Annotated in this window: 20 protein-coding genes; 11 read left to right on the top strand and 9 right to left on the bottom strand. The window is 70.7% G+C overall.

The genetic code is table 11. From position 1 onward, the window contains the following. Position 1 precedes the first annotated feature (1 nt). A complete protein-coding gene (locus OO60_RS12590) occupies positions 2–631 on the top strand; it encodes a Maf family protein (RefSeq protein ID WP_003067265.1) in 630 nt (209 codons plus the stop codon). Positions 632–731: 100 nt separating this feature from the next. Continuing rightward, a complete protein-coding gene (locus OO60_RS12595; RefSeq protein ID WP_033261392.1) occupies positions 732–2,084 on the top strand; it encodes a dicarboxylate/amino acid:cation symporter in 1,353 nt (450 codons plus the stop codon). Between the two features lie 52 nt (positions 2,085–2,136). Here the strand turns inward: OO60_RS12595 and OO60_RS12600 are convergent, their stop codons facing one another. Further along, positions 2,137–2,859, bottom strand: a complete 723-nt coding sequence (locus tag OO60_RS12600) for a hypothetical protein (protein WP_033261393.1) — start codon at positions 2,857–2,859, stop codon at positions 2,137–2,139. 114 nt (positions 2,860–2,973) lie between these two features. On the opposite strand from OO60_RS12600, the gene OO60_RS12605 reads away from it, so the two are divergent. From OO60_RS12605 to OO60_RS12630, 6 genes are all read left to right on the top strand, one after another. After that, entirely contained in the window at positions 2,974–3,249 is a 276-nt protein-coding gene (locus OO60_RS12605; protein ID WP_003082317.1) for an SAV_915 family protein, read from the top strand. Positions 3,250–3,355: 106 nt separating this feature from the next. Continuing rightward, a complete protein-coding gene (locus OO60_RS12610; protein WP_003082320.1) occupies positions 3,356–5,152 on the top strand; it encodes an acetyl/propionyl/methylcrotonyl-CoA carboxylase subunit alpha in 1,797 nt (598 codons plus the stop codon). 58 nt (positions 5,153–5,210) lie between these two features. Continuing rightward, positions 5,211–5,750: a DUF1707 SHOCT-like domain-containing protein gene (locus OO60_RS12615; RefSeq protein ID WP_003082323.1), complete on the top strand. Its 540-nt coding sequence runs from the start codon at positions 5,211–5,213 to the stop codon at positions 5,748–5,750. A gap of 7 nt (positions 5,751–5,757) precedes the next feature. Then, a complete protein-coding gene (locus OO60_RS12620) occupies positions 5,758–6,150 on the top strand; it encodes a DUF1707 SHOCT-like domain-containing protein (RefSeq protein ID WP_003082325.1) in 393 nt (130 codons plus the stop codon). A 76-nt stretch (positions 6,151–6,226) separates the two neighbouring features. Further along, the gene (locus tag OO60_RS12625) at positions 6,227–7,243 is read left to right on the top strand and encodes a hypothetical protein (RefSeq protein ID WP_003082328.1); all 1,017 of its coding nucleotides are present in this window, start codon (positions 6,227–6,229) and stop codon (positions 7,241–7,243) included. Between the two features lie 59 nt (positions 7,244–7,302). Beyond that, positions 7,303–7,833: a GNAT family N-acetyltransferase gene (locus tag OO60_RS12630; protein WP_081655847.1), complete on the top strand. Its 531-nt coding sequence runs from the start codon at positions 7,303–7,305 to the stop codon at positions 7,831–7,833. Positions 7,834–7,858: 25 nt separating this feature from the next. Here the strand turns inward: OO60_RS12630 and OO60_RS12635 are convergent, their stop codons facing one another. Next, a complete protein-coding gene (locus OO60_RS12635) occupies positions 7,859–9,589 on the bottom strand; it encodes a glycerol-3-phosphate dehydrogenase/oxidase (protein ID WP_003082339.1) in 1,731 nt (576 codons plus the stop codon). Positions 9,590–9,824: 235 nt separating this feature from the next. Between OO60_RS12635 and OO60_RS12640 the strand changes: the two genes are divergently transcribed. Next, positions 9,825–10,577, top strand: coding sequence for an MIP/aquaporin family protein (locus OO60_RS12640; RefSeq protein ID WP_003082342.1), 753 nt, complete (start codon positions 9,825–9,827; stop codon positions 10,575–10,577). A 31-nt stretch (positions 10,578–10,608) separates the two neighbouring features. Beyond that, entirely contained in the window at positions 10,609–12,123 is a 1,515-nt protein-coding gene (gene glpK / locus OO60_RS12645) for a glycerol kinase GlpK (RefSeq protein WP_003082344.1), read from the top strand. 45 nt (positions 12,124–12,168) lie between these two features. Here glpK and OO60_RS12650 read toward each other — a convergent pair whose 3' ends face one another. The 5 genes from OO60_RS12650 to OO60_RS12670 form a co-directional block, all read right to left on the bottom strand. Then, positions 12,169–12,972: a VOC family protein gene (locus OO60_RS12650; RefSeq protein ID WP_003082346.1), complete on the bottom strand. Its 804-nt coding sequence runs from the start codon at positions 12,970–12,972 to the stop codon at positions 12,169–12,171. An 81-nt stretch (positions 12,973–13,053) separates the two neighbouring features. Beyond that, complete coding sequence (locus tag OO60_RS12655) at positions 13,054–13,701, bottom strand: class F sortase (protein WP_033261395.1); 648 nt, start codon at positions 13,699–13,701, stop codon at positions 13,054–13,056. 125 nt (positions 13,702–13,826) lie between these two features. Continuing rightward, the gene (locus OO60_RS12660) at positions 13,827–14,378 is read right to left on the bottom strand and encodes a hypothetical protein (protein ID WP_033261396.1); all 552 of its coding nucleotides are present in this window, start codon (positions 14,376–14,378) and stop codon (positions 13,827–13,829) included. Positions 14,379–14,592: 214 nt separating this feature from the next. Then, positions 14,593–15,048, bottom strand: a complete 456-nt coding sequence (locus OO60_RS12665; protein WP_033261492.1) for a hypothetical protein — start codon at positions 15,046–15,048, stop codon at positions 14,593–14,595. Between the two features lie 72 nt (positions 15,049–15,120). Further along, positions 15,121–16,521: an NAD(P)H-quinone dehydrogenase gene (locus OO60_RS12670; protein ID WP_003083645.1), complete on the bottom strand. Its 1,401-nt coding sequence runs from the start codon at positions 16,519–16,521 to the stop codon at positions 15,121–15,123. Between the two features lie 127 nt (positions 16,522–16,648). On the opposite strand from OO60_RS12670, the gene OO60_RS12675 reads away from it, so the two are divergent. Continuing rightward, entirely contained in the window at positions 16,649–17,101 is a 453-nt protein-coding gene (locus OO60_RS12675; protein ID WP_003083647.1) for a gamma-glutamylcyclotransferase family protein, read from the top strand. 60 nt (positions 17,102–17,161) lie between these two features. Here the strand turns inward: OO60_RS12675 and OO60_RS12680 are convergent, their stop codons facing one another. After that, positions 17,162–18,004 carry a DUF559 domain-containing protein gene (locus OO60_RS12680; protein ID WP_051767691.1) on the bottom strand — a complete coding sequence of 281 codons (843 nt, stop codon included), beginning with the start codon at positions 18,002–18,004 and terminating at the stop codon, positions 17,162–17,164. Positions 18,005–18,223: 219 nt separating this feature from the next. Continuing rightward, positions 18,224–19,525, bottom strand: a complete 1,302-nt coding sequence (locus tag OO60_RS12685; protein WP_081655856.1) for an amidohydrolase — start codon at positions 19,523–19,525, stop codon at positions 18,224–18,226. Positions 19,526–19,609: the final 84 nt, after the last annotated feature.

Below are 19,609 nucleotides of genomic sequence, written 5' to 3' on the forward strand. Positions count from 1 at the left end.
CGTGCAGTTCGTCCTCGCCTCCCAGTCCCCCGCCCGCCTCGCCCTCCTGCGCTCCGCGGGCCTCGATCCGGCCGTTTTCGTCTCCGGCGTCGACGAAGACGCCGTCGCCGCCGCCCTGCCCGATCCGTCGCCGTCCGAGCTGGTCATGGCGCTCGCCGCGGCCAAGGCCGAAGCGGTCGTCGACCAGGTCGCCGCCGCGCACCCGGACGCCGTCGTCGTCGCCTGCGACTCGATGCTGTCGATCCACGGGCAGATGGTCGGGAAGCCCGGTTCGCCGGAGGTCGCCCGGTCCCGCTGGGCCGCGATGGCGGGGGCAACCGGTGAACTCCTCACCGGCCACGCGGTCGTCCGGCTCGACGGCGGGACGCGCGCGAAGGAGACCAGCGGCTGGGAGTCGACCACCGTCCGCTTCGGCACGCCGAGCGCGCACGAGATCGACACCTACGTCGCCAGCGGCGAGCCGCTGCAGGTGGCCGGCGGCTTCACGATCGACGGCCGGGGCGGCTGGTTCGTCGACGGTCTCGACGGCGGCCACACGAGCGTCATCGGCATCAGCCTGCCGCTCACGCGCCGCCTGCTGGCCGAGGTCGGCGTGAGTGTCGTGGATCTCTGGCAGCCTCCCGCATCCTGAGAACGGCACCACACCTTCGGGTGATCCGGAAGAGTCCTCCCTTGCCTGACGTTCCCGTTACCCGGCAAGACTGGAAATTTTCGAGCACCGGAGTCGCCCCGTGTCTTTCGTACGGACATACACCAAGCCGCGGGTGTTCGCGGCCGCGGTTCTCGGCTCGCTCGTCGTCGGCGCCCTGCTGGGCGTCGTCGCACGGCAGACCGAGGCCGGCTGGCTGACCGATCTCCTCGACCAGATCGGCACCATCTTCACCACGCTGCTGCAGATCGCGGTGATCCCGCTGGTCTTCACGGCGATCGTGGTCGGCATCAACAGCCTCCGGAAGCTCGGCGGCGGCCGCACCGCCGCCCGCCTCGGCGGCAAGACGGTGCTGTGGTTCGCGATCACGTCGTTCATCGCGTCGCTGATCGGCATCGCGGTCGGCCGGATCTTCAACCCGGGCGCCGGCGGCCTCGGCGGTGTCGAAGCCACGGCCAAGAACGCCGACAAGGCAGCGAAGAGCGTCGACCACTGGGGTTCGTGGGACGCCTTCGTCAACGGGCTGCTGCCGGAGAACTTCGTGAAAGCGTTCTCCGACGGCGAGACGCTGCAAGTGCTGTTCCTCGCGCTGGTCATCGGCGCGGCCGCGTACAGCCTGGGCGACAAGGCGAAGCCGTTCGTGGACTTCACGACCAGCGTGTTCGAAATCATCCAGCGCTACCTCGGCTGGATCGTCCGGCTGGCCCCGATCGGCATCATCGGCCTGATCGGCGCGGCGGTCGCCAACTACGGCGACGCGCTGTTCCGCCCGCTGTTCTCGACGACGCTCGCGGTGTACGTCGGCTGCCTGCTCGTGCTGTTCGTCGTCTACCCGATCCTGCTGCAGTTCGTGGCGAAGGTCAGCCCGCTGAAGTTCTTCGCGAAGGCGGGCACGGCGATCCAGTTCGCGTTCGCCTCGCAGTCCTCGGCCGCGACCCTGCCGCTGACCCGCCAGTCCGCGGTCAACCTCGGCGTCCAGCCGGCGTACGCGGCCTTCGCGACCCCGCTCGGCAGCGCGACCAAGATGGACGGCTGCGCGGCGGTCTTCCCGGCGATCGCGGCGATCTTCGTCGCCAACCTGGCCGGGGTGTCGCTGAACTTCTGGCAGTACGTGGGCATCGTCGTGGTCGCCGTGGTCGGCGCACTGGCGACGGCCGGGACCACCGGCTGGCTGACGGCGTTCACGCTGACGACGTCGTTCATCGGCCTCGACGCCAAGCAGGTGGCGCTCGGCCTGGCGCTCATCTACTCGGTCAACCCGATCATGGACATGATGCGGACGGCGACGAACGTGGCCGGCCAGATCGTGGTCCCGACGATCGTGGCCCGCAGCGAAGGCCTCCTCGACGACGAGGTCCTCGACGCCCCGACCGACCGCCCGCTCACGACGGACGACGGCTCGGCGGCCCGGCACACGGAACCCGCGCCCGCCTGATCCACCCGACGTCGAAGGCCGCCTCGAACCTTCGAGGCGGCCTTCACGCGTCTCAGGACGGGCAGCTGCGCAGGTCGGCGCGGGTCAGGCGGATGTCCGGCCAGCCGCGCAGGTCCGACGGCGACGTCACCCGCCGTGTGCAGCCCACCGACCGGCCCGACAGGTCGTACACCTCGCCGAGCACGGGGGCCGTCGTGCACTTCGGCGTGCCGGAGGCGGAGTCCGGGCAGTCGTGGCGGACCACGATCACGTCGGGGCTGGCGTCGGCCGTGACGTCGTAGAGCGACAGCGTCCCGGCGTCCGCGTAGAACGGCTTGCCCGGGTCGCGCCACACTCCCCCGCTGCCGACCAGCAGCTCGCCGTACGCGGCCGTGCCGTCGTCGCCGACGTCCCCGCGGACCAGGCACGCCGGGGCCGGGCCGTCGATGCAGCGCAGGGAGTTCTGGTCCAGCCGCACGCCCAGCTGGGCGATCGACAGCTCGAACACCGTGCCCGGCTCGGGCCCGACGCGCAGCCGCGCCGAACCGCCCGCGGTGTCGGTCAGCAGCACCACCGGCGTGCCCCCGACGGTCACCGCCGCGAGCTGGCGGCAGGGGCCGCCACCGCAGGTCACGGCGGGTGTCACCGGCGCGGCGGCGGGCTCGGCCGCCCCCGGCGCCACCTCGGGCCGCGGCCGCAGCAGGAACACCGCACCGATCGCGCCGACGGTCACCACCGCGGCCAGCACCGCGGTGAGCAGCGCCGACCGGGGCGTCCGCGCTGCCGTAGTCCGCATAAGACAGAGCGTAAGCCGCTTCGCGGCCGTCCGTCGGAAGCGCCCCGTCGCGGTGTGGCCGGTTCAACCCGACGGGGTCACGCGTAGCGGTACGTATCCATCTATGTTGTCAGGGTGACGAACCCGAACCTGCCGCCCGCCCTGTACCTCCCGACCGGCCCGGTCGACGTCGAAGCCGAAGGCGCGTCGATCGAACTGCGCCGCACGCCGGACGGCCGCACCGCGCTGGTCGCGTTCACCGCGCTGGACCGGCTGATCGACTGCTGCGGCGAGCACCAGCCGTGGGCGCTGGTGAACACCGAGCACCTGGCCAAGGTCCACGCGGCGAACCCGTACGACGTGATCGTGCTCGACTCGCCCCTGCCCGAGGAGCTGCGCCACCACGTCTGAGCGTGGTTCACCTCTCACTCAAGAGACTCCCGACGTCATATCCGTAGACTTCCCTGATGCCGCGTGGGCGGTCAGCAATGCAGCTGTCGGACGCAGGAGGTGCGGGGTGGCCGAGCAGGTCGGCGAATCCACGGGTGGTCCGGTGACCAGGATCCTGGTCGCCAACCGTGGCGAAATCGCGGTACGCGTGATCAGAGCCGCCAAGGACGCCGGGTTGGCCAGCGTCGCGGTGTACGCCGATCCGGACCGCGATGCGCCCCACGTGCGCCTGGCCGACGAAGCCTTCGCGCTGGGCGGCACCACGGCGGCCGAGAGCTACCTGAACTTCGACAAGCTCCTGGACGCCGCCAAGCGCTCGGGCGCCGACTCGGTGCACCCGGGCTACGGCTTCCTCTCCGAGAACGCGGACTTCGCCCAGGCCGTCCTCGACGCCGGGCTGACCTGGATCGGGCCGAGCCCACAGGCCATCCGCGACCTCGGCGACAAGGTCACCGCCCGCCACATCGCGATGCGCGCGGGCGCGCCGCTGGTGCCGGGCACGAAGGAGCCGGTCAAGGACGCGTCCGAGATCGTCGCGTTCGCCGACGAGCACGGCCTGCCGGTGGCCATCAAGGCCGCGTTCGGCGGCGGCGGGCGCGGCCTGAAGGTGGCGCGCACCCGCGAAGAGATCCCCGAGCTGTTCGAGTCGGCCACCCGCGAGGCGGTCGCCGCGTTCGGCCGCGGCGAGTGCTTCGTCGAGCGGTACTTGGACAAGCCGCGGCACGTCGAAGCCCAGGTGCTGGCCGACATGCACGGCAACGCGATCGTCGTCGGCACCCGCGACTGCTCGCTGCAACGCCGTCACCAGAAGCTCGTCGAGGAGGCGCCGGCGCCGTTCCTGAGCGACGAGCAGCGCAAGCGCATCCACGAGTCCGCGAAGGCGATCTGCAAGGAAGCCGGCTACTACGGCGCCGGCACGGTCGAGTACCTCGTCGCGACCGACGGCACGATCTCCTTCCTCGAGGTCAACACGCGGCTGCAGGTCGAGCACCCGGTTTCGGAGGAAACCACCGGTCTGGACCTGGTGCGCGAGATGTTCCGCATCGCCCGCGGCGAGCCGCTGCGGATCACCGAAGACCCCGAGCCCCGCGGCCACTCGATCGAGTTCCGCATCAACGGCGAGGACGCCGGCCGCGGCTTCCTGCCCGCGCCGGGCACGGTGACGAAGTTCGTCGCGCCGAGCGGTCCCGGCGTGCGCGTCGACTCCGGTGTCGAATCCGGCAGCGTCATCGGCGGGCAGTTCGACTCGATGCTGGCCAAGCTGATCGTCACCGGATCGGACCGCAACAACGCCCTCGAGCGCAGCCGCCGCGCGCTGGCCGAGATGGTCGTCGAAGGCATGGCGACGGTGCTGCCGTTCGACCGCGTGATCGTCGACGACCCGGCGTTCATCGGCGACGAGAACGGCTTCAGCGTGCACACGCGCTGGATCGAGACGGAGTTCGACAACAAGATCGAGCCCTTCGTGGCGCCGGACGTCGAAGCCGCCGAAGAGGAACCGCGGCAGAACGTCGTCGTCGAGGTCGGCGGGCGGCGCCTGGAAGTGTCGCTGCCGGGCGGGTTCGCGTTCGAAGGCGGCGGTGGCGGCGGCGGCACGGCCGTCAAGGCGAAGCCGCGCAAGCGCGCCGGCGGCACCAAGGCCGCGGTGAGCGGCGACGCCGTCACGGCGCCGATGCAGGGCACGATCGTCAAGGTGGCCGTCGAAGAGGGCCAGTCGGTCGAAGCCGGTGAGCTGATCGTCGTCCTCGAGGCGATGAAGATGGAGAACCCGGTCACCGCACACAAAGCGGGCACCGTCACCGGCCTTTCGGTCGAGGTCGGCGCCGCCGTGACGCAGGGCACACAGCTGCTCGAGATCAAGTAGCGCGGTTCGTTACGGATGTCGTGGTGGGCCGCCCCCGAGGCGGCCTACCATCGACTACGTGACCGAAGTCCCGTCTCCGCAGCTGCGGATCAGCGACCAGAACCGCGAGACCGCGTTGTCCGCGCTCGGTGAGCACATGAGCGCGGGGCGGCTCGACATCGACGAGTACGGCGAGCGCTCGGCCCGGATCACCGCGGCCAAGACCCGCGGCGAGCTGGGTGAGATCTTCGCGGACCTGCCGGCGCCGCACCCGCGGTACGAGGACGTGCCGCAGGCCGCCGTCGTCCCGCCACCGGAGCCGGCGGCCGCGCCCGCACCGAAGCCCTCGGGGGCACCGGACAACTGGTCGCCGCCGCAGCGGTTCCTGGCCGCGATCGTGCCGCTGGCGTTCATCGCCGCGATCGCGCTGATCGCCACGCACACGCTGGCCTGGCCGATCATCTTCGTCCCGATCGGGCTGGCCGTGTTCGGCAAGTCGATGTGGGGCCACGACTGGAACCACGACCAGCACCACCGCGACCGCCGCGAGCGGCACCTGCGCGACCGGGAGCGCCGCCGCGAACTGCGTGACTCTTACCGGCGCGAGATGGGCCGCTGATCCCGCCGTGGGCGACATGCGGTTGAGCGACGCCGAACGCCAGGACGCCCTGGACGTCCTCGAAGAGCACGTCCGCACCGGGCGGCTCGACATCGACGAATACGGCGCCCGGTCCGCGAAGGTCACCGCGGCCAAGCGGGTGAGCGAGCTCGTCCCGCTGTTCGACGACCTCCCCTCGCCCCGCCCGAGCGCGCTGCTCGCCGGCGCTTCGGCGCCTCAGGTGCCGGTGTTTCAGGGCGACAACGCCCTGGTGCGCTTCCTGACCGCGGGCGCGGTCCCGATCGCGATCATCCTCGCGATCGCGGTGCTGATCCTGTCCCGCGGCCGGCTGCTGATCATCTCGGTGGCGCTGCCGCTGGTCGTCGCGATGATCGCGGGCGCCCGCCGCCGCCGGTCCTGATTGCTCCCTTTGCCGGGCAACCTGCGCCCCCGTTCCGACGTGGTGATCACGCAGGTCGGGGGAAAGGGAGGAAGGCATGAACAGGATGTGGGCGCGATCGGGGGCGCTGGCCGCGGTGGCGATCGCCGCCGCGGCACTGGCGACGGGTCCGGCGCAGGCCGCGACGGGCCGGCTGGGCTGGCAGGCGACGCTGCTGCCGTTGCCGGCCGGAGCCGACCCGGCGGGACACGGGTATCTGGACGCGTCGGACGGCCACGGCGAGTACACCGGGTCGTTCATCGTGGACGGCAAGCTGCAGGTGATCAGCTGGCGTGGGGGTCAGCCGACGCTGCGGGGCGTGCCGGCGGGCTACGAGTGGGCGCGGGTCGTCGGTGAGGACACCGCGGGACGGATCTACGGAGAGGCACTCGACTACGACACCGGCGCCGACCGGACGTTCACGTTGGACGCCACCGGCTTCCACCTCTGGGCGCCACCGCCGGGCTACGGCGACTTCGGGATCCGCGCGGTGAACCGGCACGGCGACGCACTGGGCACGCTGCCCACCGGCAACCCGGTGACGTACGTGCCGGCCGTCTGGCCCGCCGGGGCAGCGGCCCCCACGGTGCTGGCCTATCCGGCCGGCGCGGACTACTTGACGGACATCGACGACGACGGAACCGTCCTGTTCAACGGCTTCCAGCGCGACATCGTCTGGAAGAACGGGGTGAGCAGGCCGCTGGCCGACATCCCGGGCTTCTCGAACCCGCACGGTTCGGCGATCCGCAACGGCGTCGTGGTCGGGTTCGCGTCGAACGCCAACGCGGAGCAGGCGATCCGCTGGACGACGCCGGAGACACCGGCCGCGCTACCGGGCGGCGGCTACGCGATCGACCTGAACGTGGGCGGCCTGACGGCCGGCCAGACGAGCGGACCCGGGTACAAGCCGATCGTGTGGCGCGGAACCACCCCGGGCGGCGAGCTGAAGCAGCCAGGTACGTACACGGGCTACCTGGCAAGCCACGTCACGGACGACGGGGTGTTCACGGGCTGGGCCTCGAACGGCCCGATCGACGAGGGCGGGGTGCCGGTGATCTGGCGGTTCAACCCGTGAGCCTGCCTTGACGGCCGGGCCGGGAGCGGCGTGCTCCCGGCCTGGCTAGGCTGGGCGGAGTGGAACCGGTGGAGATCAACGCGGGCACGTACTACCTGCGCCAGCTGCGCGCCGACCGGCACATCGACGACCGCAGAGTGCTGATGGAGGCGTTCGCGGACCCGACGCACCGCAAGTACGTGCTGAACTACCGGCTGCGGACGCTGGACGAGGCCACGGAGTACGTGGCACTGCGAGCGGCCCAGTGGGCGGGCGACGAGCGCTGTTCCTGGGCGATCGCCGAGCCGACATCGGGCCGCCTGCTGGGCGAGGTGGGCCTGCGCGAGCTGAACCTGGACGCGGCGTACGCGGAGGCGACGATCTGGGTCCACCCGGCGGAGCGGGGAAAGGGCATCGCGACCACGGCGTTGAACGCGGCTTTGCGGTTCGGCTTCGGCGGTCTGGGGCTGGCCGAGGTGAGCTACCGGTACGAGGAGAGCAACACGGCCTCGGCGGTGGTGGCGGAGCGGTGCGGGTTCACGCTGATCGGCCCGGAGGCGGAGCGAGCGGCGACGGGGGAACGGCTGATCCGCTGGCACCGCACGTCCTGAGCCCCCGCCACCGCTCCAAGCCGCCTCAGCTCACCGGCTCCACGATGCCCGCCCGGGCTTCCGGGGCCGCCGAGCGCAGGGCGTCCGCCGCTTCGTCGCTCGGCTGGGACTGGGACTTGCGCTCCGCCTCCACCCTCGCCCGGTACACCTCGATCTCGCGTTTCACCGTTTCGGGTGACCAGCCGAGGACCTCGCCCACCAGCGTGGCGACCTGCGTGGCGCATTCGACTCCGCGGTGGGCGTACTCGATCGAGATGCGCGTCCGGCGGGCCAGGACGTCCTCCAGGTGCAGCGCCCCCTCGTGCGAAGCCGCGTACACCACTTCGACGCCCAGGTAGTCCGGCGCGTGCTCGATCGGCTTCAGGAGCTCCGGGCGGCCCTCCGCCGACGCCAGGACTTCGTGGACCAGGGAGCCGTAGCGGTCCAGGAGGTGCCGCACCCGGTAGGGGTGCAGCCCGTGCTCCGCCGCCAGGTGGTCGGCCTGGTTGACCAGTGCGTGGTAGCCGTCCGCGCCCAGCAGGGGGACCTTGTCCGTGATCGAGGGCTGGGAGCGGCCCGGCAGGTCCACCGCCGCCGCGTCGACCGCGTCCGCCGCCATCACCCGGTACGTCGTGTACTTGCCGCCCGCGATCGCCACCAGGCCCGGGGCCACGCGGGCCACCGCGTGCTCGCGCGAGAGCTTCGACGTCTCTTCGCTCTCCCCCGCCAGCAAGGGGCGAAGGCCCGCGTACACGCCTTCGATGTCGTCATGCGTCAGCGGCGTCGCCAGGACCGTGTTGACGTGCTCGAGGAGGTAGTCGATGTCGTGCTTCGTCGCCGCCGGGTGGGCGAGGTCGAGGTTCCAGTCCGTGTCCGTCGTGCCGACGATCCAGTGGTTGCGCCAGGGGATCACGAACAGCACCGACTTCTCGGTGCGCAGGATCATCCCCGACTCCGAGACGATCCGGTCGCGTGGGACGACGATGTGCACGCCCTTGCTCGCCCGCACCCGGAACCGGCCGCGGCCGCCCGACAGCCGCTGCAGCTCGTCGGTCCAGACGCCGGTGCAGTTGATCACCGCGGCCGCCGAGATCTCCGTTTCGCGGCCGTCCTCGACGTCCCGCACGCGCACACCCGACACCCGGTCGGCCTCGCGGAGGAACCCGACCACCTGGGTCGACGTCCGCACGACCGCGCCGTAGTGCGCCGCCGTGCGCGCCACCGTCATCGTGTGGCGGGCGTCGTCGGACTGCGCGTCGTAGTAGCGGATGCCGCCGATCAGCGCCGAGCGCTTCAGCGCCGGCACCATCCGCAGCGCGCCCGCCCTGGTCAGGTGCTTCTGCCCGGGGACGCTGCGGGCGCCGCCCATCGTGTCGTACATCAGCAGGCCCGCCGCGGTGTACGGCCGCTCCCACACGCGGTGCGTCAGCGGGTACAGGAAGCTGACCGGCTTCACCAGGTGCGGCGCGATCGTCGTCAGCATCAGCTCGCGCTCGCGCAGTGCCTCCCGCACCAGGCCGAATTCGAGCTGTTCCAGGTACCGCAGGCCGCCGTGGAACAGCTTGCTCGACCGGCTCGACGTCCCCGAAGCGAGGTCGCGGGCTTCGACGAGCGCGACCCGCAGCCCGCGCGTCGCCGCGTCCAGCGCCGTGCCCGCGCCGACGACACCGCCGCCGATGACGACGAGGTCGAACGTCTCCTTGCCGAGCCGCTGCCACGTCTCTTCCCGCTTGACCGGGCCCAGGCGAGCCGGGTTCTCCGCTGCGTGCTGCGCCACGTGACATTCCTCCTCGTGCCGGCGAGGCTTCCAGCATCGCACGACCCGGTGATCATCCGCCCGTCCACGGATGACACTTGTGGCGTAACCCTCCGCGATCTTGAAAAGATTCGGCTGCCCGGTGCTTGGAAGTAGCTTCTACGCCCCGGTAACGTCGCCCGGACGTGGGTCGGCAACGGAGCCGTGGCACGCCGTGATCGACCCTGCGCAGATTGTCCAGTGTGGAGGTGCAGCGGTGAGTGCTGGAGCAATAATCGTCTGGGAACTACTGGGAACGGCCGCGCTGATCCTGCTCGGCAACGGCGTCGTCGCCAACCACGTGCTCCGCAAGAACAACGGTCACAACGCAGGCTTCCTGTTCATCAACTTCGGCTGGGCGTTCGCCGTCTTCACCGGCGCCAGCATCGCCGCCCCGAGCGGGGCCCACCTCAACCCGGCCGTGACCCTCGGCCTCGCCATCGCCGACAAGACCAAGTGGGCGGACGTCCCGCTCTACTTCATCGGCCAGTTCGCCGGCGCCATCCTCGGTGCGGTCCTCTGCTGGGCCGCGTACAAACTGCAGTTCGACGACCACCCCGAGCCCGAGAACACCCTCGGTATCTTCTCCACCGCACCGCAGATCGCCAACACCGCCTGGAACCTCGTCACCGAAATCATCGGCACCTTCGTGCTGGTCGCGTGGATCCTGCTCAGCCCGGTCGCGGCGAAGGCCTCGGCGGACGGCGTGCCGACCTTCGGCAACTCCGCGCTGGGCTACGCGGGCGTCTCGTTCGTGGTGCTCGTGATCGGTACCTCCCTCGGCGGGCCGACGGGCTACGCCATCAACCCGGCCCGCGACCTCGGCCCGCGGATCGCGTACGCGTTCCTGCTGCCGATCAAGAACAAGGCCAACGCCAACTGGGGCTACTCGTGGATCCCGGTCGTCGGCCCGCTCGTCGGTGGTGCCCTCGCCGCCCTCGTGTACCTCGCCGTCCACAACCTGACCTGATCGCCCGTCCGTCGGATTTCCGGGAGCACACATGACTTCGTACGTAGCCGCGATCGACCAGGGCACCACGTCCACCCGGTGCATGATCTTCAACCACGAAGGGCGCGTGGTCTCCTCCGACCAGCGCGAGCACGAGCAGATCTTCCCCCGCGCCGGCTGGGTCGAGCACAACGCCGAAGAGATCTGGGAGAACACGCGCCGGGTCGCCGCCGGCGCGCTCGCCAAGGCCGACCTGACCGCGAAGGACATCGCCGCGGTCGGCATCACCAACCAGCGCGAGACCGCGCTCGTCTGGGACAAGACGACCGGCAAGCCGGTGTACAACGCCATCGTCTGGCAGGACACCCGCACCGACAAGATCGTCACCGAGCTCGGCAACCTCGGCGGCGGTCAGGAGCGCTACCGCGACAAGGTCGGCCTCCCGCTCGCGACCTACTTCTCCGGGCCCAAGATCAAGTGGATCCTGGACAACGTCGAAGGCGCGCGCGAGAAGGCCGAAGCCGGTGACTTGATCTTCGGCAACATGGACACCTGGGTGCTGTGGAACATGACCGGCGGGGCCGACGGCGGCGTGCACGCCACCGACCCGACCAACGCCTCGCGCACCATGCTGATGGACCTCGACACCCTGCAGTGGGACGCCGAGATCGCCGGCGAGATGGGCATCCCCCTTTCGATGCTGCCGGAGATCCGCTCCTCGTCCGAGGAGTACGGCAAGGTCCGCGAGAAGGGCGCGCTGGCCGGTGTCCCGATCGCCGGCATCCTGGGCGACCAGCAGGCCGCGACGTTCGGCCAGGCCTGCCTTTCGCCCGGCGAAGCCAAGAACACCTACGGCACCGGCAACTTCATGCTGCTCAACACCGGCACCGAGAAGGTGATGTCGCAGAACGGGCTGCTCACCACGGTCTGCTACAAGATCGGCTCGAACGACACGGTCTACGCGCTGGAAGGCTCCATCGCCGTCACCGGTTCGCTGGTGCAGTGGCTGCGCGACAACCTCGGCATGATCACGACCGCGGCCGAGATCGAGGAGCACGCGCGCAGCGTCGAGGACAACGGCGGCGCGTACTTCGTCCCGGCGTTCTCGGGTCTGTTCGCTCCTTACTGGCGATCCGACGCTCGCGGCGCGATCGTCGGGCTCACCCGGTTCGTCAACAAGGGCCACCTCGCCCGCGCGGTGCTGGAGGCGACCGCCTTCCAGTCCCGCGAGGTCATCGACGCGATGAACGCCGACTCCGGCGTCGCCCTCACCTCCCTCAAGGTCGACGGCGGCATGGTCGTCAACGAGCTGCTGATGCAGTTCCAGGCCGACATCCTCGGCGTGCCGGTGATCCGCCCGGTGGTCAACGAGACCACCGCGCTGGGTGCCGCGTACGCCGCCGGCCTGGCCGTCGGGTTCTGGAAGTCCGAGGACGACATCCGCACCAACTGGGCCCAGGACAAGCAGTGGGACCCGTCGATGGACGACGCCCGTCGCGAGCGCGAGTACCGCAACTGGAAGAAGGCCGTCACCAAGACCTTCGACTGGGTCTCCGAAGAGGACTGACCGGCGAGGGCCGGGGGTGCCCCACGGCGCTCCCGGCCCGCCCGCTCACACTTCCCAGCCCTCCGGCTCGCCGGACTGCTCGTTGGGCGCGATGACCACGAACGGCACGCCCTGGTCGTCCGCGACCCGCAGCTGCCGCCCGTACGGCGAGTCGAACGCCTTGCCCTGCACCGTGCCGCCCAGCTCGGTGACCTTGGCCGCGGCCGCGTCGGCGTCCGGTACCCAGAAGTAGGCCAGCCAGTGCGACGGCACCTCGGCCGGCACCGAATCGGGCAGGCCGCCGAGTCCGCCGACCGGCCGCCCGTCGATGAGCAGCACCGCGTACGTGAATTCGTCGCTCGAGATGTCCTGGAAGCCGTACCCGAAGACCTCCTCGTAGAACGGCTTCGCCGCCGGGAAGTCGCGGCTCATGCACTCGTTCCAGGCCGGCGTGCCCGGGGCCGCGGTGACCTGTGTGCCGATGTGGTGGCCGGCCTCCCAGAGGCCGAAGACCGCGCCCGCCGGGTCTTCCACGACGGCCATCCGGCCCTCCTTCATCACCTCCATCACCGGCATGACGACCTGCCCGCCGGCTTCGGTGATCGCGGTGACCGTCCGGTCCACATCGGATACCGCCAGGTAGGTCGTCCAGACCGGCGGGATGTCCTGGCCCGGTGGCGTCTGGCCGATCCCGGCGACCGGGCGCCCCCGCAGCTCCGCCATGCCGTAGAAGCCGGTCTCCTCACCACCCTGCTGCACGTCCCAGCCGAACAGGCCGCTGTAGAAGGCGATCGCCTTCGCCTGGTCGGGCACCATCAGGTCCACCCAGCTGGGTGTGCCGTCGGGCCATCTTTCTTCCCGGAACACCATGTCGACTCCCAACCCTCGTCCGCGCCACCGATCGGTGACGACCGCCACAGTCTGGCACCGGGCACCGACAAAAACCGAAAATCAGGCCTGGACCAGGCGGGCGTAGACGACGATGTTGTCGACGTAGTTGTGCGCGCTCCGGTCGAAGACGCCGCCGCAGGTGATCAGCCGCAACTCGGGGCCGGCCGTGTCGTCGTACACGCCCTCGGCCTCGAAGTCCTTCTTCGGGACCTGGTGCACCTTCGTCACCTCGAACACCGCCGTGGTGCCGTCCTTGCGGGCGACCGAGACGCGGTCGCCGGCGGCGAGTTCCTTGAGGCGGAAGAAGATGCCCTTCTGGTGGTTGCCGTCGACGTGACCGAGGACGACGGCCGGCCCGACCTCGCCCGGCGTGGGCGCGTAGGTGTACCAGCCGGCCTGCAGCGGCGTGGTCACCGGCGGCACCTGGACGGTGTTGTCCGGGTTGAGCCCGAGCGGGACCAGCGACGAGCGGGCACCGATCTTCGGGATGTCGATCGAAACGGGCTCGGACCTGGGCAACGCCGCGACGGCGTCCCGGCCTTCGCTCCGCGGCTGCGGCACCGCGGCGACCGGCTGGGCGGCCGGCGGCTGCGCGGAGGACGGCTCCGGGCCGCCGCCGAGCGTCAACGCCAGAACCGCCAGGACCGCCAGCAGTGCGATGACGAGGGTGATCAGCACACCCCGCCTGTTCGTGATCCTCGTCGTCATGTTCTCCCCCGTGACCGGCGTTGGGAAGTTCACCCGTCCGGGTGGACCGAAGCGGTGGGGCCCCGACGGTACCTCCGCGGGCGGCCCGCTCCGGCGCCCCTGCCCCGGAGCGGGCCTCTCCCCCGTCAGCGCCGCCGGACCCGGCGGGCGAGCACGAGGCCGCCGGCGCCGACGGCGAGGACACCCATGGCGGCCGCGGCCGCGGCCGGACCGCCGTCGGCGGGGCCGTCGGTCCCGCCGGTCTGCGGCGCACCGGACGGCACCTTGGCGACCTGCTTCTTGGCCGGCAGGACCTCGAACGGCACCGTGGAGGTCTCCGGGCCGCAGTGCAGCGTGACGCGGTACTTGCCGGGCTTGACGTCCTGGACTTCGGCGGCGGCGTAGTTGCCGGGCTTGGGGAAGACGAGCGCCGCCGACTGCACGACGACCTCCTCCTCGGGACCGCGGGTCCGGCAGGCGAAGTCGAGCTTCACGTGCGCGCCCGGCAGCGCCTTCGCCGGGGCCACGGTCAGCAGCCGGGTGATCCGGGTCAGCGGGCCTTCCGGGTACTCCGGCTGGGTGGTGGGCGTGGCCGACGGCGTCGTCGGTGTCGTCGTGGGCGTGGCTGCGAGCGCCGCGCCCGGCGCGAGAATTGCGAAAGCGGCGACGGCGCCCGCGACGACAACGGTGTTCTTCATTCTTTCTCCCCGGTGGATTGCGCACTCGGAAACGGACGCCGTTCGCAGTTCCCCCTGCACCGGCCTGGCCCGTTCACCTACGCTTCCCAAGACGTCTCCACCTGCGAAGGGTTGCGCCCGGAGGTCACGAAACCGTCGCGAAAAACGTCGTGGGGAACGCATGAAAAAACCACCCCGGAGCGCGGCTCCAGGGTGGTTGTTCCGGTTCTGGAATTCAGCCGGCCATGCTGCCGTCGCCCGCTTTCGCGGCGCCGGAAGGCACCTTCGCGACCTGGGCGGCGGGCACCGTGAACTGCGTGCTGTACGTCTGGCCGCCGCACGTCACCGTCAGCGGGTACACCCCCGCCGCGGTGCCGGGCTTCAGTTCGACGTCGGCGCTGATGTTGGCGTCCGTGCCCATGAACGGGCCGGGGGTGTAGTTGCTGAAGGTCAGCACCGGCGAGGCGAACTTCGGCGAGGCGCCGTCGCACTTGGCCAGGGCGACGTTCGGCGCGTCGCGGACGTACTTGTCCACCAGCGTCTGGTTGATCGCGGTGTTGACGTTGAGCTGGACTTTGCCGGTGGCGGGGCTCGGGGCGGCCGCGGTGCTGGTGTTCTGCGCCATCGCCGGTCCCGCCAGCGCCGTCGCCCCGAACACCGCTGCCGCAACGAAAAACACCGTCTTGCGCACCTTCACACCCTTCGCGTCCTTCAGCCTTACACCCGACAAGACGCGACGGGGCGCAACGGGTTGCGTACGGAATCAGTCGAGATCGTCGTGGCGCATGAGCTGGCGGCCGGCCTCGGTGATCGAGCCCGAGAGCGACGGGTACACCGAAAATGTCAGTGCCAGGTGGTCCACTGTGAGCTGGTTCTGGACGGCGAGCGCGATGGGAAGGATGAGTTCGCTCGCCGTCGGCGCCACGACGACACCACCGACGACCACGCCGGTGGCGGGGCGGCAGAACAGCTTCACGAAGCCTCGGCGGAGGCCCTCCATCTTCGCGCGCGCGTTGGTGGCCAGGGGCAGCATGATGGTGCGCGCGGGCACCTCGCCGGAGTCGATCGCCTGCTGGCTGATGCCGACGGTGGCGATCTCCGGGTGGGTGAACACGTTGGCGGCGACGGTCTTGAGCTTGATCGGCGCGACGCCCTCGCCCAGCGCGTGCCACATCGCGATGCGGCCCTGCATGCTCGCCACCGAGGCCAGCATGAGCACGCCGGTGCAGTCGCCGGCGGCGTAGATCCCGGGAACGGAGGTGCGCGAAACGCGGTCGACGGTGATGAACCCGCCGGGGCCGGGCTCGATGCCGACCTTGTCGAGGCCGATGTCCTGGGTGTTGGGGACCGACCCGACGGTCATCAGCGCGTGGCTGGCTTCGATCACGCGGCCGTCGGCGAGGTGGATCTCGACGCCCTTTTCGGTGCGCACGACGCGGTCGGCGCGCGCCTGCTTCGCGACGGTCGTGCCGCGCTGCGAGAAGACCTCTTCGAGCACCGCGGCGGCGTCGGCGTCTTCGTGCGGGAGGACGCGATCGCGGCTGGAGACGACGGTGACCTTGACGCCCATCTCGGTGTAGGCGGACGCGAACTCGGCGCCGGTGACGCCCGAGCCGATCACGGCGAGGTGCTCGGGGAGCTCCTGGAGCTCGTAGAGCTGGCGCCAGTCGAGGATGCGCTCGCCGTCGGGCACCGCGCCGGGCAACACGCGCGGGGTGGCGCCGGTGGCGATGAGGACGACGTCGGCGGGCAGCTTCTCGGTGCCGTCCTTCGTCGTGACGGCGACCTTGTGCGTCGCGAGGCCGGGCTCTTCGTCGCAGAAGCGGGCTTCTCCGGCGATCACGCGGACGCCTTCGCGCTGGACGCGGGCGCGGATGTCGGCGGACTGGGCGAGGGCGAGGCCCTTCACCCGGCCGTGGACGGTCGGGAGGTCGATGCTGGTGTCGGCGAGGTCGGTGTTGATGCCGAGCTCGCCGAGGTCGTGCATCTTGGCCAGGGCGCCCGAGCTGGCGATGAACGTCTTCGAGGGGACGCAGTCGTAGAGGACGCAGGCGCCGCCGAGGCCGTCCCGTTCGACGATCGTGACGTCGGCTCCGTGCTGAGCCGCGACCAGCGCGGCCTCGTAGCCGGCCGGGCCACCGCCCATGATCACGATCCTGGTCACCTGGGTCCTCCTCATGGCTGTCCGTGCGGTGCTCTCACCGTACGCGGCGAAGGTGTCCGGACACTGAAGTGGGCGAACACGGCGAGTGCGGCCACTCGGGTGAGCGAGGTGTCGCTACGCTGTCGGCGTGCCGTTGTATGCCGCGTACGGATCGAACATGGAGCCCGCCCAGATGCTGGAGCGCGCGCCGCACTCTCCGATGGCCGGCACCGGCTGGCTGGAGGGCTGGCGCCTGACCTTCGGCGGCGAGGACCTGGGCTGGGAAGGTGCCCTGGCCACGATCGTCGAGGACCCGGGTTCCCGGGTGTTCGTCGTCCTCTACGACGTGACCCCGCTGGACGAGGACGGCCTGGACCGCTGGGAAGGCGGCGAGCTGGGCATCCACTCGAAGATCCGCCTCCGCGTCCAGACGATGGACGGCTCGGTCCTCGCCTGGCTCTACGTCCTGGACGCCTACGAAGGCGGCCTCCCGTCCGCCCGCTACCTGGGCGTCCTGGCCGACGCCGCCGAGACAGCCGGCGCCCCCGCCGACTACGTCGACGACCTCCGAACCCGCCCCTGCTCCGGCATAACCGGCTAACCCGTGTCGTCGCTCTAATCACGCGTGTCGACCCTTCAATCACGCGCGTCGACCCCCTGATCACGCAGCACGGCCGCATCTCCGGTCGAAGGCAGCGCGCAGCTCCGTCAGGAGGCGGCTCGATTCCCGCAGATCGGCCGCGACGGCTCGGATGGTGATCCACCCGCGGGCCGCCATTCGCTCGTCGCGTTCGAGGTCGTACTCGCGCCGCTCCTCGTGAGCCGCGAACCCGTCGTACTCAAGCGCGATCTGCCTGCTCGGCCACGCCATGTCGAACACGTACAGTTTGCGGCCATCGATGGTGGCGATCTGGTACTGGGGTTCAGGCACCGGAAAGCCGGCTTCGACGACGATCAGCCGAAGCACGCTTTCAGGCGGGGATTCCGCCTTGCCGGTGGCGAGGTCGAGGAGCATCAGAGCCCTGTGGATACCTCGCCGGTCGCGGCGTTCGGAAAGCCGGTCACGCACGTTCTCACGGAGCTTCGCAGCGTGGTCCGGCGGTAGCCCTCGCATGGCTTCGTCGACCGCCGGAAAGGCTGCTCGCTTGTCCCCGTCGCACAGGAAGTCGGCCAGGGCCCGATCGAGCAGGAACGTCGTGAGCCCCTCGATTTCGATGACGTCCTGATCGCGGAAGCCGCCCTGGTGCACCACCAGACCGGCACGAGACCGGATGCGTCGCGAGTAGGGCACCATCACGTGGATCTGCCGTTCGTCGGCCGCCGAAATGCCGTGCAGCGCAAGGGAAGTGACACCGGCCAGCGCAACGGGAGGACCAACCGCGAGCAGCGCAGCCGCCGCTCGAGTCGGGAGCTTCAGCAAGTCCGTGGAGTGCACGACGACACCTCGCCACGGTTGTGAGAGCACCCCTCGGTCAAGTCCCTCGAGGACCTTGCGTCGTCCCAAAAGCCTGTCGGCCTCGGAGCGCGAAAGCACTCCATGTCGCCTTGCCCACTCGTTCACAAGATCGAGGATGAGGCCCTGACGGGCGATACTGAAAGGGCCTCATCCACAATCTGTGGATAACTCACTACCTGTGGATAACTTGTGTACAACCGGCCGTGCGGGAACGGTCGACACACGTGATCAGAAGGTCGACACGCGTGATTGGAGGGACGACACGGGTCAGGCCAGGGTGGTTAGGGCTGTGTGGACCAGGGTTCGGACTCCGCAGAGGAGGGAACGCTCGTCGAGGATGAATGTGGGGCGGTGGATGTCGGATTGGGGGGCCGGGGGGCCGGACCAGACGCCGAGGCGGGCGAATGCTCCCTGGACGTGCTCCAGGTACCAGCCGAAGTCCTCGCCGCCGGATGACTGCTCCGTGGGAGCCACGGCGCCCTCGCCCAACGCGGCTTCGACGCCGGCGCGCATCAGGGCCGTCGAGTCCGGGTCGGAGACCACCGGGGGGACGCCGCGGCGGTAGTCCAGGTGGAAGCCGACGCCGGTGGGCGCCAGGAGCGACTCCACGGAGGAGGCGACCAGCGGCTCCAGGGCCGTCCAGACTTCGTGGTCCGCCGTCCGCAGGGTGCCGCGCAGGACGCCGTCCTGGGGGACCGCGTTGGCCGCCTGGCCCGCGTGGACCGCTCCCCACACCAGGACCGTCCCGGAGCGAGGGTCGACGCGCCGCGAGAGCAGCGCCGGCAGGGATGTGATCACCGTGCCCAGCGCGTGAACCAGGTCCGCCGTCAGGTGCGGGCGGGACGTGTGGCCGCCCGGGGACGTCAGGCGCAGCTCGATCAGGTCCGCCGCCGACGTCAGCGCGCCGACGCGCATCCCGACCAACCCCACCTCGAGCCGCGGGTCGACGTGCAGGCCGTAGATCCGCTCGACGCCCTCCAGCGCGCCCGCCGCGATCATGTCCAGCGCGCCGCCGGGCATGACCTCCTCGGCCGCCTGGAAGATCAGGCGGACCCGGCCCGGCAGCTCCGGTGCGCCGGCCAGCGCGCGGGCCGCGCCCAGCAGGATCGCCGTGTGGGCGTCGTGGCCGCACATGTGGGCCGCGCCCTCGGTCGTCGACGCGTACGGCAGGCCGGTCGACTCCGTCAGCGGCAGCGCGTCCATGTCCGCGCGCAGCGCCACGCACCGCTCACCACTGCCGATGTCGCAGACCACGCCCGTGCCGCCCGGCAGCACCCACGGCTTGAGCCCGACCGAACGCAGCAGCGTGACGACCAGTTCCGTGGTCGCGAACTCGTGCCGCGACAGCTCCGGGTGCGCGTGGATGTGCCGGCGCCAGGCCAGCACGTCGGTCGCGTTGGCGCGCAGCCAGTCGTCCAGCCAGAACGGGCCGCGGCCCGCACCAAGGTCCTCCACGGGAGCCATGCTTACGCCGGCTTCGGAAATCAGCGCCTCGGACCCCTCCATGGGGTTGATGATGCGCCCTCTGGGGTCGCCTGGAACGTCCGGTCGTGAGTCCAACACCGTCACGCCGCACCTCCTCCCGCAACACGGGTAACCCGCGCAGCGGCTGGGGTCACGCGTCGTGCCGATCGATCTGTCGTACGCATTTGC

Origin of the sequence: Amycolatopsis vancoresmycina, assembly GCF_000716785.1 — a bacterium.
In the GTDB taxonomy this organism is placed as follows: domain Bacteria; phylum Actinomycetota; class Actinomycetes; order Mycobacteriales; family Pseudonocardiaceae; genus Amycolatopsis; species Amycolatopsis vancoresmycina.

Bases quoted from the DNA above. Each gene is read 5' to 3' on its own strand.
- OO60_RS12650 (WP_003082346.1), bottom strand. From the start codon at position 12,972: ATGGTGTTCCGGGAAGAAAGATGGCCCGACGGCACACCCAGCTGGGTG.
- OO60_RS12655 (WP_033261395.1), bottom strand. From the start codon at position 13,701: ATGACGACGAGGATCACGAACAGGCGGGGTGTGCTGATCACCCTCGTC.
- OO60_RS12625 (WP_003082328.1), top strand. From the start codon at position 6,227: ATGAACAGGATGTGGGCGCGATCGGGGGCGCTGGCCGCGGTGGCGATC.
- OO60_RS12600 (WP_033261393.1), bottom strand. From the start codon at position 2,859: ATGCGGACTACGGCAGCGCGGACGCCCCGGTCGGCGCTGCTCACCGCG.
- OO60_RS12660 (WP_033261396.1), bottom strand. From the start codon at position 14,378: ATGAAGAACACCGTTGTCGTCGCGGGCGCCGTCGCCGCTTTCGCAATT.
- glpK (WP_003082344.1), top strand. From the start codon at position 10,609: ATGACTTCGTACGTAGCCGCGATCGACCAGGGCACCACGTCCACCCGG.